The sequence below is a fragment of the Pseudoalteromonas sp. Bsw20308 genome (assembly GCF_000310105.2).
Classification (GTDB): Bacteria; Pseudomonadota; Gammaproteobacteria; order Enterobacterales; family Alteromonadaceae; genus Pseudoalteromonas; species Pseudoalteromonas fuliginea.
In genome coordinates, this window is record NZ_CP013138.1 from 3,660,229 (window position 1) to 3,677,067 (window position 16,839).

14 protein-coding genes are annotated in these 16,839 nt (G+C 38.5%); 5 read left to right on the plus strand and 9 right to left on the minus strand.

Going from position 1 to position 16,839, the window contains the following annotated elements; translation table 11 throughout:
* Positions 1-13: 13 nt before the first annotated feature.
* Positions 14-607 (minus strand): Der GTPase-activating protein YihI, encoded by a 594-nt coding sequence (gene yihI / locus D172_RS16040; protein ID WP_007377270.1) that lies wholly within the window; start codon positions 605-607, stop codon positions 14-16.
* Between the two features lie 754 nt (positions 608-1,361).
* Positions 1,362-1,994, minus strand: a complete 633-nt coding sequence (locus D172_RS16045; protein WP_007377271.1) for a c-type cytochrome — start codon at positions 1,992-1,994, stop codon at positions 1,362-1,364.
* 281 nt (positions 1,995-2,275) lie between these two features.
* Here D172_RS16045 and yihA point away from each other — a divergent pair, with 281 nt between their 5' ends.
* Positions 2,276-2,944, plus strand: a complete 669-nt coding sequence (gene yihA, locus D172_RS16050) for a ribosome biogenesis GTP-binding protein YihA/YsxC (RefSeq protein ID WP_007377272.1) — start codon at positions 2,276-2,278, stop codon at positions 2,942-2,944.
* Between the two features lie 9 nt (positions 2,945-2,953).
* Here yihA and D172_RS16055 read toward each other — a convergent pair whose 3' ends face one another.
* From D172_RS16055 to polA, 3 genes are all read right to left on the minus strand, one after another.
* Positions 2,954-3,472, minus strand: a complete 519-nt coding sequence (locus D172_RS16055; RefSeq protein WP_007377273.1) for a DUF1285 domain-containing protein — start codon at positions 3,470-3,472, stop codon at positions 2,954-2,956.
* Positions 3,469-4,056 (minus strand): YceI family protein, encoded by a 588-nt coding sequence (locus D172_RS16060; protein WP_007377274.1) that lies wholly within the window; start codon positions 4,054-4,056, stop codon positions 3,469-3,471. The genes D172_RS16055 and D172_RS16060 overlap by 4 nt, the downstream gene beginning before the upstream one ends.
* Positions 4,057-4,540: 484 nt before the next feature.
* Positions 4,541-7,276, minus strand: coding sequence for a DNA polymerase I (gene polA / locus D172_RS16065; RefSeq protein ID WP_007377275.1), 2,736 nt, complete (start codon positions 7,274-7,276; stop codon positions 4,541-4,543).
* Between the two features lie 523 nt (positions 7,277-7,799).
* Here polA and elbB point away from each other — a divergent pair.
* From elbB to D172_RS16080, 3 genes are all read left to right on the plus strand, one after another.
* The gene (elbB, locus tag D172_RS16070) at positions 7,800-8,447 is read left to right on the plus strand and encodes an isoprenoid biosynthesis glyoxalase ElbB (RefSeq protein ID WP_007377276.1); all 648 of its coding nucleotides are present in this window, start codon (positions 7,800-7,802) and stop codon (positions 8,445-8,447) included.
* 232 nt (positions 8,448-8,679) lie between these two features.
* Positions 8,680-9,075 (plus strand): c-type cytochrome, encoded by a 396-nt coding sequence (locus D172_RS16075; RefSeq protein WP_007377277.1) that lies wholly within the window; start codon positions 8,680-8,682, stop codon positions 9,073-9,075.
* Positions 9,076-9,236: 161 nt separating this feature from the next.
* A complete protein-coding gene (locus D172_RS16080; RefSeq protein WP_007377278.1) occupies positions 9,237-11,807 on the plus strand; it encodes a bifunctional diguanylate cyclase/phosphodiesterase in 2,571 nt (856 codons plus the stop codon).
* A gap of 24 nt (positions 11,808-11,831) precedes the next feature.
* Here the strand turns inward: D172_RS16080 and rep are convergent, their stop codons facing one another.
* Complete coding sequence (rep, locus tag D172_RS16085; RefSeq protein WP_007377279.1) at positions 11,832-13,853, minus strand: DNA helicase Rep; 2,022 nt, start codon at positions 13,851-13,853, stop codon at positions 11,832-11,834.
* Between the two features lie 161 nt (positions 13,854-14,014).
* Here rep and ubiK point away from each other — a divergent pair, with 161 nt between their 5' ends.
* Positions 14,015-14,278 (plus strand): ubiquinone biosynthesis accessory factor UbiK, encoded by a 264-nt coding sequence (ubiK, locus tag D172_RS16090; protein ID WP_007377280.1) that lies wholly within the window; start codon positions 14,015-14,017, stop codon positions 14,276-14,278.
* Positions 14,279-14,319: 41 nt separating this feature from the next.
* Here ubiK and D172_RS16095 read toward each other — a convergent pair whose 3' ends face one another.
* From D172_RS16095 to D172_RS16105, 3 genes are read right to left on the minus strand one after another with little or no spacing between them, the layout of a single operon-like run.
* Positions 14,320-14,964: an NAD(P)H-binding protein gene (locus D172_RS16095; protein WP_007377281.1), complete on the minus strand. Its 645-nt coding sequence runs from the start codon at positions 14,962-14,964 to the stop codon at positions 14,320-14,322.
* 4 nt (positions 14,965-14,968) lie between these two features.
* Positions 14,969-15,631, minus strand: a complete 663-nt coding sequence (gene can / locus D172_RS16100) for a carbonate dehydratase (RefSeq protein WP_007377282.1) — start codon at positions 15,629-15,631, stop codon at positions 14,969-14,971.
* Between the two features lie 30 nt (positions 15,632-15,661).
* Positions 15,662-16,837: a methyltransferase gene (locus tag D172_RS16105; protein ID WP_007377283.1), complete on the minus strand. Its 1,176-nt coding sequence runs from the start codon at positions 16,835-16,837 to the stop codon at positions 15,662-15,664.
* Positions 16,838-16,839: the final 2 nt, after the last annotated feature.

Sequence of the window (16,839 nt, forward strand, 5' to 3'; positions counted from 1 at the left end):
TTACCCTTATTAATTACTTGTCTTCTTCATCATCTAGCCATTCATTTGCTAGATCATTTGATAAATACTGATCAAAGTCAGAATTTGACTTGTCTTCATCACTAAAGTCATCTTCAAGCTCTGGTTCATCTTCGTCTTCAAGACCTAACAATTCACATAAAACTTGATGACGAGCAATGCGGCTATTAAAATATTTAGCATCTTTGCCTGTTAGTAATTCACCACCTTCATGGCGCTCAACTAATTTAAGTAAACGCACATCGTTCTCAAGCGCTTCAAGCTCTTGCTCTGGTGTAAACTCTGGCTGTACAACTTTTTTAAGCTCAATAGTTGGCTTCAGGTTACGTTTCATTTCTACTTTTGGTTCAACAGCAGTTGCAACCAATGGCACTGGTTTTTTACTACCTATACGCTTATCTCTAGAACCTGATTGTGAATTTTGGCTATCACCATTTAATGCATCCGGTGCATTACGCGAACCAGGCTTAGCGCCTTTGGTTTTTTTAACTCGTTGCTCTTTTAACGCACGCATCTCTTTAAGCTTATCTTGGCTTAAACGTACAGGTCCATTTGCTGGGCTTTTGCGTGACTTTTTCGTTCTACTCATATCTTGATCGTCTCACTTAAGAGGTTTTGAGCGAGGCGCAAATTAATGGGCATCGCAATGCTGGCATAGCCAGAAGAATTCAGTTTGCGCTTCAGAGGTTGGGCTTCTCTGTGTTATAGCGCCTAAACTAGCTTACTGCTAGTTATTAAACGGTGGGTATTGTAACAGGACAAATAAAAAGGCGGTAGAGAAAACATCTCTACCGCCTGCTAATCTGAGCGCCATTATCTGGACACTTCTCCCTTCGACTTTTTTTAGTCTTTATTATTTTTATTATTATCAGTCCGTATTGTTATTATTTTTACGTTCCTTGTAGCATTCCATTTTGTTTTTATTATTAAACTTCCATGAGTTTTTATTATTATCGGTCTTCCTGACTCTTTTTTATTATTTCCTTTAGTAGCACCAATCTTGTGCTATGTAGTCGTGCCGCGCTACTTTCCTTATAGCTATTTCCGTTTTTTTATTGTTTTTTTGCGACAGGGGTTAATCTACTCGTTAATAATTTTGTTACAACTAATTTATATCTTTTTTCTTACACTACATACATTAACAAATTTAACTTATTTTAAATTACAATGAGTTAATGAAAAAAAAATATTTAAAATAAGACTTTTCTCACACCACTGCATGGTCAATGTCTTACAAAGCATAACGGTAATATCGCTAATTTCGGACACAAAAAAAGCAGCTTAAGCTGCTTTTTTATACATATTTTAGTCTATTCATTAATTAAAAATAAATAAATACGACTTTAGTGTAAACCACCTAAGTACTGAGAAAGTACTTCAATGTCTTTATCTGTTAATTTTTTTGCAATATCGCCCATCATGCCATTTAGGTCATTATGACGAGTACCATCACGGAATTTTTCAAGTTGAGACTTGATGTATCCTGGATGCTGAAAAGAAATTTTTGGAAACTTAGCAAGTGACGAACCGTTACCACGTGGACCATGACATGCTGCACATGATGGAATTCCACGCTCTGCATCGCCTGCTTTAAAAAGCATTTCGCCAACATCAACGACATCTTTAGGTGTAGCACCTTCGGTCATGTTCATTGAAGAAAAATAAGCTGCTAGATCTTTCATGTCTTGCTCGCTAAGTGGCATAGCCATAGCGCTCATTACTGGATCCATACGCCCTTCTTTGCCGCCTGACGTCATACCTAATTTTAAATCCTGAAGTTGCTTAAGGATATAATCTGGATGTTGACCTGCAATTTTAGGGTAAATATTAACCGGCGCATTACCGTCTGGGCCGTGACAAGCCGCACACGTTGCTGATTTTTCTTTACCTGCGTTTACATCGCCATCAAATGCTGTTGCGTTGCTTGCTGACAACGCACCAAGCAATATTGTTAAAGATAGTGCTATTTTTTTCATGGTGAATTCTCTGTTTCCGACCCTGTATCATCTACAATCGTGATGCTGTAATACATATATTCTACACGATAATAAATTCTCTGGCACGTTTTCTACACATATTAAGCTTATAATTTACAGGGTTTTGACTTAGATTAAGCTTTAACATGTTTTAAATGTACCATAGGTACTGTTTTTAGGTGGTTAAATACGCTTTTTAATACATCCTTTATAGTATAAAATACGTGCCCTGAGTGAATTTGGTTTACTCAACGTTATTTTTTTAAGTTTTAGGAGAGCCTGTGCTCAAATCTCGTATCAAATATAATACTGCGTCTTTCGTAACAAGCGCTCCCGACATTACTAAATTACCTGCTGATACGGGAATTGAAGTTGCGTTTGCCGGTCGTTCCAATGCAGGTAAGTCGAGTGCATTAAATGCATTAACCGATCAAAAGCTAGCACGTACAAGTAAAACACCTGGGCGTACCCAGCTAATCAATACATTCGATTTAGCGGATGTTGACGATATGCGCCTTATCGATTTGCCAGGCTATGGCTTTGCTAAAGTACCAATCGAAATGAAAAAGAAATGGCAAAAGTCGTTAGGCGAATACCTACAAAAGCGTCAAAGCTTAAAAGGTATTGTTATTTTAATGGATATTCGTCACCCATTAAAAGACTTAGACCGTGATTTAATTAATTGGGCAATTGGTAGTGAAATTCCAGTATTAGCACTATTAACTAAAGCCGATAAATTAAAGCAAGGCCCTCGTAAATCACAAGTACTGCAAGTTCGTCGTGAATTAAGCACGCTTGATGGGGATATTACAGTTCATGCATTTTCATCATTAAAAGGCACGGGTTTACCAGAAGTAGCTAAAAAACTAGATGAATGGTTTTTAGGTCCTGTTATTGCTGTACCACCTACCGATGAAACAATCACAGACGAAACTAACCCAGAGGCTTAAACGCTGGCGTTACGATAAATAAAACTGCTTTCCTGCAGATTTAATAAAATAGCCGAGCTTATCAGACTCGGCTTTTTCAGCCCACTGATAAAATACGCTTCGCGCAACACGCGCACTACAGCCATAAGGTAGCTTTAGATAAGGTACTTTTGATCCTTTATAGTCTTTTATAACTAAAGGCTGCTGAGCGCTCACCAACCACTGCCTAGCTAAATTATCAATACAGCACAACACCTGCCCTTGCACTGTATTTTCAAAACGCCAATCAACAATAATAAACGGCGCATCATCAACCGTTATTGTTATTTTTTCGACAGGTGTTTTTAAATAAAATTGCTCACCTTCTTTACATAGAACAGAAGCAAACAGCTTCACCATGGCTGGGCGTGTTATTTCGCTGCCATCGTAAAACCATTTCCCCTCATGATTAATGACAATTGGCAGTTCACCACAATGATTAGGCTGCCAACTATCAAAAGGTTTGCTTGGCTCGCTTAATTGCTTGCTAAGCTCACTTAAAGAAATCACTGTTTTTTAAGTGTAATTGCAAATGTAACAGGCACTGCTGTCGCAATTGAAGGTAAGCCCGCTAGCTCTTGCAGCTTTTTAACGCCTTCAGTTACACCAAAATCATCACTATTAATAATAATAGGTGTTAATGATGATACCGTTAAATCACCACTTTGCGTGCTGTTAACGAGTACATCAATTGCCAATGGCTTTTTATTACCGTGAAAATCAAGCTCAGCTTTAATACCCTTCAATACATATTGACCAGGCTTTTTAATATTGCTCAGTTCTTTAGTTAAATTTGCAGTTAAAACAGCATTTGGAAATTTAGCCGCTTCGAATAATATTGCTGTTAAACGCTCATTACGAATAGGAATTAGAGTTTCGGCTGATGTTAAATCAACATTAACGCTAAACTCGCCTTTATCAGAAAGCATACCTTCAAGGTTAGTAAAATGGTGAGCTTCAGCAATCGAATCTTTTTTAATTGAAACAAAGCTTAGTTGGCTTTTATCATTCACTAGCTGCCAATTGGCCTGAGCAACATTAGAAATAACTAAACTTGATAAAGAAAAACCTGCAATAGCTAATGCTTTAAACATAACGCACTCCTTAGTAATAAAATGAAAAGAATAATATAACTTCGATGGTATCACCTGCGATGTACCCAAACCACCTCGAAATGACGAATGAATAATACAATTGGTATAGCGCAATAAAGAATTAATTAGATAGGATTTTCAGGCGTAAAACAAAAAACGGCCCACCAAACAAGTTGGTAGGCCGGTATAGCAAACTGGGGAGAAGCTATCAATTTGTTGCACCCTTTCAGATGCATCATCAACAGGATGTCCTACAGGATAGGACAGGCGGGACTTTAACAAAAGCACGCATTAAAATACAATCATATTCCTGTAAAACAGCTCGAATTGACGAACATATAACTATTTAATACAAATAGTTGCTTAAATTAACCTTATTTTAACTAAAGCTTGCATATACCTGATTGAATCGCTGTTATTCGCCATTTTTATTAAACATAAAAAAAGCGCCAAAAGGCGCTTTAATTAAAATGCTCAAATTGCATTAATGAGCTTGTTCCCAGTTGTCACCTTCATCAGCTTCAACTATAAGTGGTACATCTAGCGCAGCAGCTTGCGACATCAGTTCACAGATGTGTTTTGTGTACTGTGATGCGCAGTCTGTTTTGATTTCAAATACTAATTCATCGTGCACTTGCATAAGCAGCTTAATTGTATTTGGCGCTTGTTCGTGTACCCAGCGGTTAACGCTCAGCATTGCCTTTTTAATAATGTCGGCGGCAGTACCTTGCATTGGTGCGTTTATAGCAGCACGTTCGGCTCCTTTTCTACGCGCCCCATTACGTGCGTTTATTTCTGGTAAATGTAGGCGGCGACCAAATATTGTTTCAACATAGCCATTTTCAGCTGCTTTTTCGCGTGTTGTTTCCATGTACTCTAATACACCTGGAAAACGCTCAAAGTATTTATCTATGTAATGCTGCGCTTCATGGCGTGGCACATCTAGTTGACGTGCTAAACCAAATGCCGACATACCATAAATTAAGCCAAAGTTTACTGCTTTCGCCTTGCGGCGCATATCGGTAGTTACATCATCAAGCTCTACACCAAATACTTCAGCGGCAGTTGCACTGTGTACATCTAAGCCGTTAGCAAATGCATTTAATAAACCTTTGTCTTGTGAAAGGTGCGCCATAATGCGCAGCTCAATTTGACTATAATCGGCAGCGACAATTTTATAACCATCTGCAGCTATAAACGCTTCACGAATTCGACGCCCTTCTTCTGAACGAATAGGAATATTTTGTAAATTAGGATCGGTTGAACTCAAGCGCCCCGTTGCAGTAATTGCCTGATGATAAGACGTATGTACACGCTGGGTTTTCTCATTCACCATTAATGGTAATTTATCGGTGTAAGTTGATTTAAGCTTTGATAAACCACGATGCTCTATAATTACTTTAGGTAGTGGATAATCATGAGCAAGCTCTTGCAATACTTCTTCTGCGGTAGAAGGTGCACCTTTAGGTGTTTTTTTGATGATAGGCAGGCCAAGCTTTTCAAACAACAATACTTGTAGTTGCTTAGGAGAGCTTAAATTAAATGGTTCGCCTGCTATTTCAAATGCTTCTTTTTCAAGTTCAATTAAACGCTCGCCTAATCGTTGGCTGTGCGCTGCAAGCATATTGCTATCTATTGCTACACCGGTTCGTTCAATATCAGAAATCACACTAACAAGTGGCATTTCTATATCTTCGAATACGGATTTTAGCTTTTCATCAGCCGCTATTTTTGGCCAAAGCACTTCATGTAGGCGCAAAGTAATATCGGCATCTTCTGCAGCATAAGGCGCAGCTTTTTCAAGTTCAATTTGGTTGAAGGTAAGTTGCTTTTTACCTTTGCCAGCAATATCTTCAAAGCTAATATTTTTATGGCCTAGATATTTAAGTGCTAGCGAGTCCATATCATGGCGTGTACCCACACTATTAAATACGTATGACTCAAGCATGGTGTCAAACTTAATACCATTTAGCGCAAAACCTGCATTCGCTAATACACTTTTGTCGTATTTAAGGTTTTGCCCTACTTTAGCTTTGTTTTCATCGGCCAAAATTGGACCTAGCTTTTGCATTACAAATTCAAGGCTTAGTTGATCAGGCGCACCTGGGTAGTCATGCGCTAGAGGTAAATACACAGCTTCACCCGCTTTTACGGCAAAACTCATACCCACTAATTGCGCTTTCATGTAATCAAGGCTGGTAGTTTCTGTATCAAATGCAAATAACTCGGCACTATTTAATTGCTCTATTAACGTATCAAATTGCGCTTGCGTTAAAATAGTTTCGTAATGAGCATCTTCTACTTTTGGTAATTCAGTGGCTTCGGTAGGTACAGCTAGATGTGTTTCTGCATCTTTAGGGTTATCTAGCAACTCAGCTAACCAACGACGGAATTCGCACTCACCATATAGTGCAATTAATTCGTCTTTATTTGGCTCTTGTAGTTTGAACGTTTCAAGATCTGATTCGACTTCAACATCGCACTTAATTGTTGCAAGCTCGTAGCTTAAAGGCAGATGATCGAGAGCTGCAGCTAACTTTTCACCTATTTTACCCTTGATCTCACTTGCGTGATCCATTACACCTTGCAACGAGCCATATTTTTCTAACCACTTAACCGCCGTTTTAGGCCCACAACCTTCAACACCAGGGATGTTATCGACCTTATCGCCCATTAATGCTAAGTAATCAATAATAAGTTCAGGACCTACACCAAACTTTTCAACCACAGTAAGGGGATCTGAAATACTGTCGGTCATCGTGTTTATGAGCGTAACGTGTTCATTTACAAGTTGCGCCATATCTTTATCACCAGTGGAGACGAGTACATGTCGTTTTTGCTCTGATGCTATACGTGCAAATGTGCCAATAACATCATCGGCTTCAACACCTTCGATGCTAATTAGCGGAAAACCCATCGCTTTGATAATACTGTGTATTGGTGCTATTTGTGTGCGTAAGTCATCCGGCATAGGCGGACGATTTGCCTTATACTCGCTATACATGTCGTTACGGAATGTTTTGCCTTTTGCATCAAATATAACCACCATGTGTGAGGGATCATATTGTCTGATCAAGCTTTTAAGCATGTTGATCACGCCGTAAATAGCGCCCGTAGCCTCACCTTTAGAATTAGTTAAATGCGGCGGAGAATGATAAGCACGAAATAAATATGACGAGCCATCAACTAAAATAAGTGGGTTTTCGGGGATCTGAGCCATGGTGAATTTGGATCCTAAATGCAAAAAATTAAGGTGATTGTAAGCATGCCATAAGGTAGGAAATAAAACGACTGTGAATTATCAATCATTGTCTCATTTCAACTTGAGCAAGCTGTGGATAAGTATGTAGATAACAGCCACAAAAAATTCTTCCAAAGCATAATACAATGCCTAGAAAATACTTTAACTACATGTTTTTATTTAAAAAAGATAATACGAGGTTCTTTTTTTATTCTTTTAGACAAATGTGGAAAAAGGTTTTTTAACGACTACATCCGCTGTTACTCACTTCGATTATAGTCATCCAACCCAATAACCGGACGAGTATTCTAGCATAATGGATCAAAGATCATAGCGATCCTTTATACTTTTTTTCATTAGGTATAATCACCAAAAGATATATACCGCATTACAACTTACCTAGCGTACAATTTTCACACTGAAATTAATTTAAATAGACAATTTAGTACATGTTAAACTTCAAACTATAAGCTTAATAAATTTAATTAAGGAATATAAAAGCATGAAAAAAGTAGCTGTAATATTAGCAGGAAGTGGCGTATACGATGGCAGTGAAATTAATGAAGTAGTTTTAACGCTATTACACATAGCCAAAAATGGCGGGGCTTATCAATGTTTTGCACCTGATATTGAGCAACTTCATACCATTAACCACTTAACAGGCGATGTTATGCCTGATAAACGCAATGTATTAACAGAAGCTGCTCGTATTGCACGGGGCGACATAAAATCCCTGATTGACCTAGATGTAGCTAAATTTGATGCGTTAATTGTACCTGGTGGTTTGGGTGCGGCTAAAAACTTATGCGACTTTGCAATTAAGGGCACAAAAGCAAATATCAATCAGGACGTACTTAATACTTGTAAAGCATTTGCTAAAGCAAAAAAACCTGCTGGGTATATGTGTATTGCACCCGCTTTGATCCCATTTATTTACGATAATGCCCAACTCACTATTGGTAACGATGTAGATACAGCACAAGCACTAAGCACATTAGGCGCCAAACATATTAACTGCGCAGTGGATGATGTAGTGTTCGATGAAGCAAATAAGCTAGTTACCACTCCTGCTTACATGTTGGCACAATCGATTCTTGATGCGGATGCGGGGATCGCAAAACTAGTTACTAGCGTATTAACAATGAATTAATTTTGATCTTAAGATCTAAGAAGTTAATTATATGACTGATTACGCCTATTAAATTGCTCAACAAAAAACAATAAATAATTAAATTTTATTGCGTTAACGCAAAAAGTAGTCAGTTTTATTAATAAAAACGTCTCTTAGCATTTTATAAATTGGCTCAGAGAGTTATAATCGGTTTAATTTCCGTCATCTATATCGTGATTGATCACGTTCAAATCGAAGTGAGCAAGGCAAAATGAAAAAATTAACAGCTGCTGCATTATTATTGCTAGCAACCACCGCATACGCACAGCCATATGATAACTCTATGACTGAAGATGCAATTAAAAAACGTCTCGCGCCGGTTGGTGCTGTGTATCTTGAAGGTGATAAAGCAGCTGTTGCTGCAGTACCTACAGGCCCACGTTCTGGTGAGCAAGTATATCAGGGGGCATGTTTTGCATGTCATGGCACTGGTGCACTAGGCGCGCCAAAGTCAGCTGACGATTGGGCTCCACGCATAGCTAAAGGTAAAGACACTTTACTTGGGCATGCAATTAATGGTTTTAATGCAATGCCGCCAAAAGGCACTTGTATGGATTGTTCTGATGATGAGATAAGCGCTGCAATCGATTTTATGACATCTAAATAAGTATTTGTAAAATAAAAAAGGTTTACCTATGGGTAAGCCTTTTTTAATACCTTTTTAACGCTTTTAGCGCCTTAATTAGGGTAATATCCACTTGACGATCGCCGCTAAAAATGAAATTATAAGGCTAATAACTATACAATAATAATAGTCGGTTAACGTCATTGGAAGATAAACTCTCAGCATCGAGTAAGTTAGCGTATCAAAACAAGCGCCTTAAAGTGCTACTCGAAAAGTACAAACAATCCCATCACCTACAAAATGCGCTGATCCAACTATCAGAGCAAGCTAGTACTGTTGCTGAGTTAACTCTGTTATATCCCGCTATCCATGACATTTTACAAAAATATGTGCCTAGTAAAAGTTTTTATGTCGTTTTATCGAATCAAGACACACAATCATTAGAGCTTTCTTACTTTTCAGATGAAAAAGATGGAATTGCAGTTGCACTCAACCAAACAAACAGCTTTGATGAAGGCGCGACTGGCTATGTATTTAAACAAGGCAAAACAACCTGTTTTACTAAGCAGCAAATGCAAGACGCAGCTGCAAAAGGTTTATTTAAAGCATTAGGCACCCCCGCCGAGCATTGGGTTGGCGTACCTGTTTATCAGGAAAGAAATATCATTGGTGTGCTCGCTGCACAAAGTTACGATACTCGAAAAGGTTACAGTGACCAGCAAATACAATTGCTTGAGGTTATGTCACTTTACTTAGCAACAGCAATAGAGCGCGTTAAAAAACGAGAGCTATTAGAATCAGAAGTTAAAATTCGTACCCGTGCACTCACTCAGAGTAATGACGCATTAAACCTAGAAATAGAGCAACGAAAACGCGCACTTCAACGTCAACAAATTCTATTTAAAATTTCAGAATTAGCGACTCAAGCTAAAAACCTTAACGATGCTTACATTAAAATACATGAAATAATAAAAACAATTACCTATGCAGAAAATTTATATATTGCACTTTATGATAAAGAATCTGGCTGGATCAGCTTTCCTTATTGTGTTGATGAATTTAAAGATAATACGCAACCAAGACGCTTTGCTAAAGGCTATAGTGAGCTAGTTATAAGCACCGAAGAAACACAACTTATACATCCGTGCAGAGCAAAAAAATTAATAGAGAAAGGCGTAGTACAACGAGCTAAACCAGTAAAAAAAGAGCAAATGGCCACCAGTTGGTTGGGTGCTCCACTAAAGACCTCGCAAGGAGTTATGGGTTTAATTGTTTGCCAAGCCTATTACAACAAACATATTTTTAACCAAGATGATTGCGAACTTATCACCTTTGTATCGCATCAAATTGCAGCTGTATTGCAAACCAAACTAGCTAACCAATCAATAAAAAAAAGCCACCAAGAGCTAGAGTTTCGGGTGAGCGAAAAAACGAAAGAGTTACGTCAAACTAATTTACATTTACAAATGCAAATGGAAGAGCGAAAAAAAATAGAACAGCAGCTTTATCATGATGCACATCATGACTCTCTCACTAGTTTGCCTAATCGTAGTTTATTTTTAACACAACTAGAAAAAACGCTACAACATTTTCAACGCTTTCCTGAACATCATTTTGCTGTGTTATTTATAGATTTAGACAAATTTAAAGATATAAACGACCAGTTAGGACATCATGCCGGTGATCAATTTTTAATTAGTGTCGCAGAGCTATTTTCTCAGTGCATACGCGAGCACGATTTACTTGCTCGCTTAGGCGGGGATGAATTTGTTATTTTATTAACGCATTTAACCGAGCCACAGCAAGCGGAAGACGTTGCAAATCGTATTATTGATTTAATGAAGAAACCATTTAGTTTAAAAGGTACCTCTCTTCAAAGCGGCGCGAGTATAGGAATAACCTACTCAAAGCACGACTATACACACACAGACGAAATTATTCGCGATGCTGATGCAGCTATGTATTATGCAAAAAATTCGGGCCGAAATCGCTACGAGTTATTTCATCCACTCCTGTCACAATCAGTATCACAGCAAGAATTACATATATTGCATCATTTAGATGCATTACCAATGAGCTTTAGAAGCTCAGAAATTATTACCTTAGATGAGCAACATCAATCTGAATCATTATTTGAAGCATTTGGTGAACACCCAATACTTGGTTTTACTAGCTTTGATATTTTGAAAAAGTTTGCATCCGACAAAGAACAGCATCTTGAGGTAGAATTACAGCTACTACAACGAGCTTATGCACAAGCGCTTGAAGCTAATGTAAGCATGGCACTTGTGCCCTGCTCTTGCCTGTTATTAGAGCCTCATGAATTTACTTTATTCACCGAAGTACTGAGCAAACAAATTGGCCAAAGCCAGCTTTGTCTATTATTTGATGAACAAGAAATTCGCCATGCATGTGCTACACAACTCGAAAATCTAAAAAAACTTCCCCATCTTGGCTACTCTATTGGATTAAACAATTTTGCTAGAGATAGATGTGAACTTAATTTATTAACCGACGTTAACTTCGACTATTTATTACTAAGTTCAACGTTTAGCAAGCGTATTCTACAGCAGGAAAGCTATGATTTTCAGTTACAAGGTGTATTAGCAATAACTAAACTTAAAACAATAAAGGTAATAGCCAAGGGCCCTTCAATACTCAACTTTAGAACATTATTAGATAAACACGGTTTAGCTTTTTTTGTCGGTAAACAACATTCTCTTGTTTGCGCTGAGCAATCTCCAACAAGCACAACGCAATCACAGCTCAGCTAAGTAATTACCCTTTATAGTAGTTAATTACTCAGGTTTTTTATTAAACATAGCCCGTAAATTAGCGACTCTTGCTTGGCCTTTTTCCATGCGCTCTGCTTGCGTATTTGGCGCCTTTTTGTTTTCGAACGCGAGATCGTCCTGCGGTAACTCTTGTACAAATCGGCTTAACTCAGTTTGTGAGGTTTCACCAAATTGACGACGATTTTTTGCATAAGTAAGTGTTAACTCCTGCTGAGCACGAGTAATACCAACATAAGCTAAGCGGCGCTCTTCATCTACGTTGTCCTCATCAATACTGACCTGATGCGGAAGTAAGCCCTCTTCCATACCCACCATAAATACGTATGGGTACTCTAAGCCCTTTGATGCATGTAGTGTTGATAAGTGCACTGCATCAGTTTCATCTTCTTCTTCGTTACGCTCAAGCATATCGCGAAGGGTTAGCTTACTAACAACCTCAGCCAATGTCATTGGTTCGTTATCGGCATCACCGGTCAACATATCGGTGATCCAACGATATAGCTCGGATACGTTTTTCATGCGCATTTCAGCGGCTTTTGCGCTAGGGGACGACTCGTACAAATACGCCTCGTAGTTAATATTACGCACCAAGTCTTTAACTGCTTCGAGCGTGTCGCTTCGTACCGCGTTATCAGATAGCTCAACAACCCAACGAGCAAACCCAGCAAGCGCATTAAAGCCACGCCCTTTTAATCTGTAGCCTAAATCGTTATCAAAGCAAGTAGCAAACAAGCTCGCATGTTTTTCATTAGCAAGCGTACCAAGCTTTTCAAGGGTAACCGTACCTATTTCGCGTCGCGGTGTATTTACGATACGTAAAAAAGCATTGTCATCATCTTGATTAACTAGCAAACGTAAATACGCCATAATATCTTTAATTTCTGAGCGAGCGAAAAACGACATACCGCCACTAATTTTATAAGGGATACGGTTACTCATTAGTGATTTTTCAAAGCCACGTGCTTGATGATTACCACGATATAAAATCGCGTAATCTTTATAGCTGGTTCGCTTCATAAACTTATGTGAGATTATTTCAGCAACTACGCGCTCAGATTCATGCTCTTCATCGCGGCACCCTATTACTTTAATCGGCTCACCATAACCTAGTTCACTAAATAACTTTTTCTCTATGTCATGTGGGTTATTCGCAATTAAAATGTTAGCCGCTTTTAGTATTCGCCCTGCACTTCGATAATTTTGCTCAAGCTTTATTAGTCTGAGCCCTGGGTAGTCTTTACCTAATAACACTAAGTTTTGCGGACGTGCACCACGCCAAGAATAAATTGATTGGTCGTCATCACCTACCACGGTAAAACGGGCACGCTCGCCTACTAGCAATTTAACAAGTTGATATTGGCTTGTATTGGTATCTTGATACTCATCCACCAGCAAATATTTAAAGCGTTGCTGCCAACGCTCACGGGAAGTGGCATTATTAGTGAGTAACAAGGTAGGGATCATAATTAAATCATCAAAATCCAGTGCGTTATATGCACGTAGCTGATTTTGATAGCGAGCATAAAGCTGTGCAAACAAGGCTTTTTGCGCATCGCGCGCTTCACGTATTGCTTGCTCTGGCAGTACTAATTCGTTTTTCCAACTACCAATTTCCATTTTAAGTAGTTTGAGTAGGTCTTTGTCTTTTTTTAGTTCGTCTTCGGTGAGCTCACTAAGAAGCTGATTAGTATCTTGATCATCAAATAACGAAAAGCCAGGTTTAAACCCCAATGTGCTTAATTCTTTTTTTATTATTTCTAAACCGAGTGTATGAAACGTTGATACCCATAAACCTTTAGCGTCTTGCTTACCGAGCGTTTGCAGTACTCGCTCACGCATTTCTTTAGCTGCTTTATTGGTAAAAGTAACGGCGGCTATATTTCGCGCTTTGTACTCACATTTTTTCACTAAATAAGCGATTTTATTCGTAATAACACGGGTTTTACCAGAGCCTGCGCCTGCGAGTACTAAGCATGGACCACTAATATATTTTACGGCTTCATCTTGTTTAGGATTGAGTTTCATAACGACCAAAGAAATTTAAAAGACGCACAATTTTAACGTAACCATTACTGCGAGCATAGCAATTGCCTTAATTAATTAAGGTAAAGATGATCATGTGTTAAATACCGTGGGTATAAGGTAATATTAGTTATTATCATTTAGGCAATGCCGAAGGGACAAATATGATCAACCCAGCAAAACTTGAAGAAATTGCTAAGCAAATTACTAGCAATATGCCACAAGGTGTAAAAAACCTAGCAGACACACTCGAAGGTAAAACAAAGCAAGTTTTACAAAACAAGCTTGCTGAGATGGACTTTGTGAGCCGTGAAGAATTTGATGTGCAAAGCCAAGTACTTATTCGTACTCGCGAAAAGTTAACCGAACTTGAAGCTAAAGTTGCATTGCTTGAGCAACAACTTAGCACTGAGACTGATACTGAATAATTACAAAGGCAGCTTAGGCTGCCTTTTGCGTTTTACTAAGTTTATTCAAATAGCTCATCAAGTACGTAATAAAATAACTTAGTCTGTTGCGCTAAACTCACACTCAGCATTTTTTGCGCAACTTGCTCGCCAGTTATTGGTTTGTAACGCTTTAAAAATGGAAGTCGTGTAATAACAGGAAAAATAATACTGCCTATTTTTTCTGCCACTCTAAATTGCTCACGATCACCTAACAATAAAGACGGTTGAAAAATGCTTACTTTATCAAAAGCGAGTGCTTTTATATGCTGCTCAAGCTCACCCTTCATTTTTAAATAAGGGCTATTGCTGTGCGTGTTCGCCCCGCTTGATGACACTAAACAATAATGCGTAACCCCATTACATGCCGCTAACTGCGCCGCTATAAACTGATAATCAAAATCAACTTTACGCTGAGCTTGTATCGATCCAGCTTGCTTACGGGTGGTGCCCAAACACGAAAACAATACATCACCTTTAAACAGCTCAACGTATTGAGTTAATTTTTCAAAATCAATAACATGATTAACTAGCTTTGCGTGTAAAATAGGCAAAGCCCGACGGCTCAACGTAACCACTTTGGTATAATGCTCGCTATTAAGTAGCTTATGGAGCAACTCATTACCGACCAAACCTGTAGCACCAATTAATACCGCCGTTTTAGTCATGAATTTATTTACTCTCACCCACTTTATTAAGTACGTGTTGTACTGCTCTTTTATAGCTTTGCGTTTCTTCGCTCGCGCACGTCACTACAGATTCTAGATCATGAAGATGCCCGTTTTCTAAACCATACACCCAACCATGAACGCTTAGCTCTTGGCCACGCTCCCACGCATCTTGCACTATATTAGTACGGCATACATTACGTACTTGCTCTATTACATTTAGCTCAATAAGGCGGCTTAATCGTTCACTTTCTGGCATTGCGTCAAGTTGTTCAAGGTGCTTTTCTTTTACATCCCCTACATGGCGTAGCCAGTTGTCAATAAAGCCAAACTTTGCATTGCTTAAAACGGCTTGTACGCCACCACAACCGTAATGCCCCACAACCATGATATGTTTTACTTTTAAAACCTCTACAGCGTACTGCATAACCGATAAACAGTTATGATCGGTATGTACAACCACGTTAGCAACGTTACGATGTACAAATAATTCGCCTGGTAGTAAATCAACTATTTGATTAGCAGGTACACGAGAGTCTGAGCAACCAATCCATAAATATTCAGGATTTTGTTGCATAGATAAAATTTTAAAAAACTCAGGGTCTGCTTCACTTGTACGAGCAGCCCAACGTTTATTGTTATCGAATAAATTTTTTAACTTTCTCATTGCATCTCTTATTAAGTCGAGGGCGGAAATTTAGTGGATATTAGCAAGAATCAAAATATTGCGAGGCGTTAACTGCTTTTCACAAAACGTTTTAACGCTTACTTGATAGCCTTGCTGTTGCAAATATAAAGCACGATCGAGCACAAGCCAAACCTCAATTGCCCTTCTGAACACATGTCGAACCAGTTCAACGCGATCAGTTATTTTTTTTCGAGCCTGCCCAATAGATAAATATTTATTGTAATCAGTATCTTGAGGTATGTTTAGTGTCTTTTTTTCTGCTGCCCATCCGCAAAATGATTTAAACGAATCTGAGAATATAGCTTTATTAACCGAAGGAACACTTACGTAGTGTTGTTCGCCAGTAATCGACTTTCTTAGTGCATCAAAACCGAGTCGCCATTCTAGTTCTGTTTTGCGCACTTTTTCTAAACGAGAAGGCGCAGTAACAGTTTCTTGTAAAGCGAGCTTTAAATCGCGGTGTGTTAGGTTTAGTCCACTTTGTTTTGCAACCTCACTCATTGCAAGGTATTCATTAACCGTAAATAAATGATAACAACAAGGTGAAAAACTAATTTGTTGTACTTTTGCTAAACTTGCTTGGCGCATAAATGCTTGGTGTAAACCTCCACATGCGTGAAGTGCTACAGCATGCATATCTGTATTAAAAAATTGAGTGATATCGTCTTTTAATACATTTGCTTGGCTAAAGTGCATTACCAAGCCTTGTTGCTGTACACTTTTTTGTCCTTGCTCGCATAAGCTTTGTTGCAGTTCAATACTATGCACATTACTTGCGCCATTAAACGCAAGCATTCGCCCTAAGTGCCCTTTACCGGCGCACCATTCTAAAACTGGTTGCTTAGTATTAGGTAGTGCAGATACAAAATCTTTTAACTGCTCAAATTTACGGCCTTTAATGCCGTTACTCAGCCAAAAAGGATAATCAACTTTCGCGTGTGCGGTGCTAGGTAATTCGCATAAATTAGCGAGCTCATCAAGTTGGTTTATATGATTGCTAAAAAATTGATATAGTTTATCTTGATCATTATCAAGTGCGATTACTTGATCATCCGTTAGATTATTGAGTGTGTCTTGCAGATCTCCCCAAGGAATCGCGTCAAAATCAAACGCAGTGCACTGCCAATAATGACGATTACGCATGAGTAATGAATCAAGTGCAAAAAATTGTTCCGCTAAAGTCATAA

Coding starts and splice junctions, on each gene's coding strand:
- ubiK (WP_007377280.1), top strand. CDS start 14,015: ATGATCAACCCAGCAAAACTTGAAGAAATTGCTAAGCAAATTACTAGC.
- polA (WP_007377275.1), bottom strand. CDS start 7,276: ATGGCTCAGATCCCCGAAAACCCACTTATTTTAGTTGATGGCTCGTCA.
- D172_RS16105 (WP_007377283.1), bottom strand. CDS start 16,837: ATGACTTTAGCGGAACAATTTTTTGCACTTGATTCATTACTCATGCGT.
- rep (WP_007377279.1), bottom strand. CDS start 13,853: ATGAAACTCAATCCTAAACAAGATGAAGCCGTAAAATATATTAGTGGT.
- can (WP_007377282.1), bottom strand. CDS start 15,631: ATGAGAAAGTTAAAAAATTTATTCGATAACAATAAACGTTGGGCTGCT.
- D172_RS16045 (WP_007377271.1), bottom strand. CDS start 1,994: ATGAAAAAAATAGCACTATCTTTAACAATATTGCTTGGTGCGTTGTCA.
- D172_RS16060 (WP_007377274.1), bottom strand. CDS start 4,056: ATGTTTAAAGCATTAGCTATTGCAGGTTTTTCTTTATCAAGTTTAGTT.
- yihI (WP_007377270.1), bottom strand. CDS start 607: ATGAGTAGAACGAAAAAGTCACGCAAAAGCCCAGCAAATGGACCTGTA.
- D172_RS16075 (WP_007377277.1), top strand. CDS start 8,680: ATGAAAAAATTAACAGCTGCTGCATTATTATTGCTAGCAACCACCGCA.
- elbB (WP_007377276.1), top strand. CDS start 7,800: ATGAAAAAAGTAGCTGTAATATTAGCAGGAAGTGGCGTATACGATGGC.
- D172_RS16095 (WP_007377281.1), bottom strand. CDS start 14,964: ATGACTAAAACGGCGGTATTAATTGGTGCTACAGGTTTGGTCGGTAAT.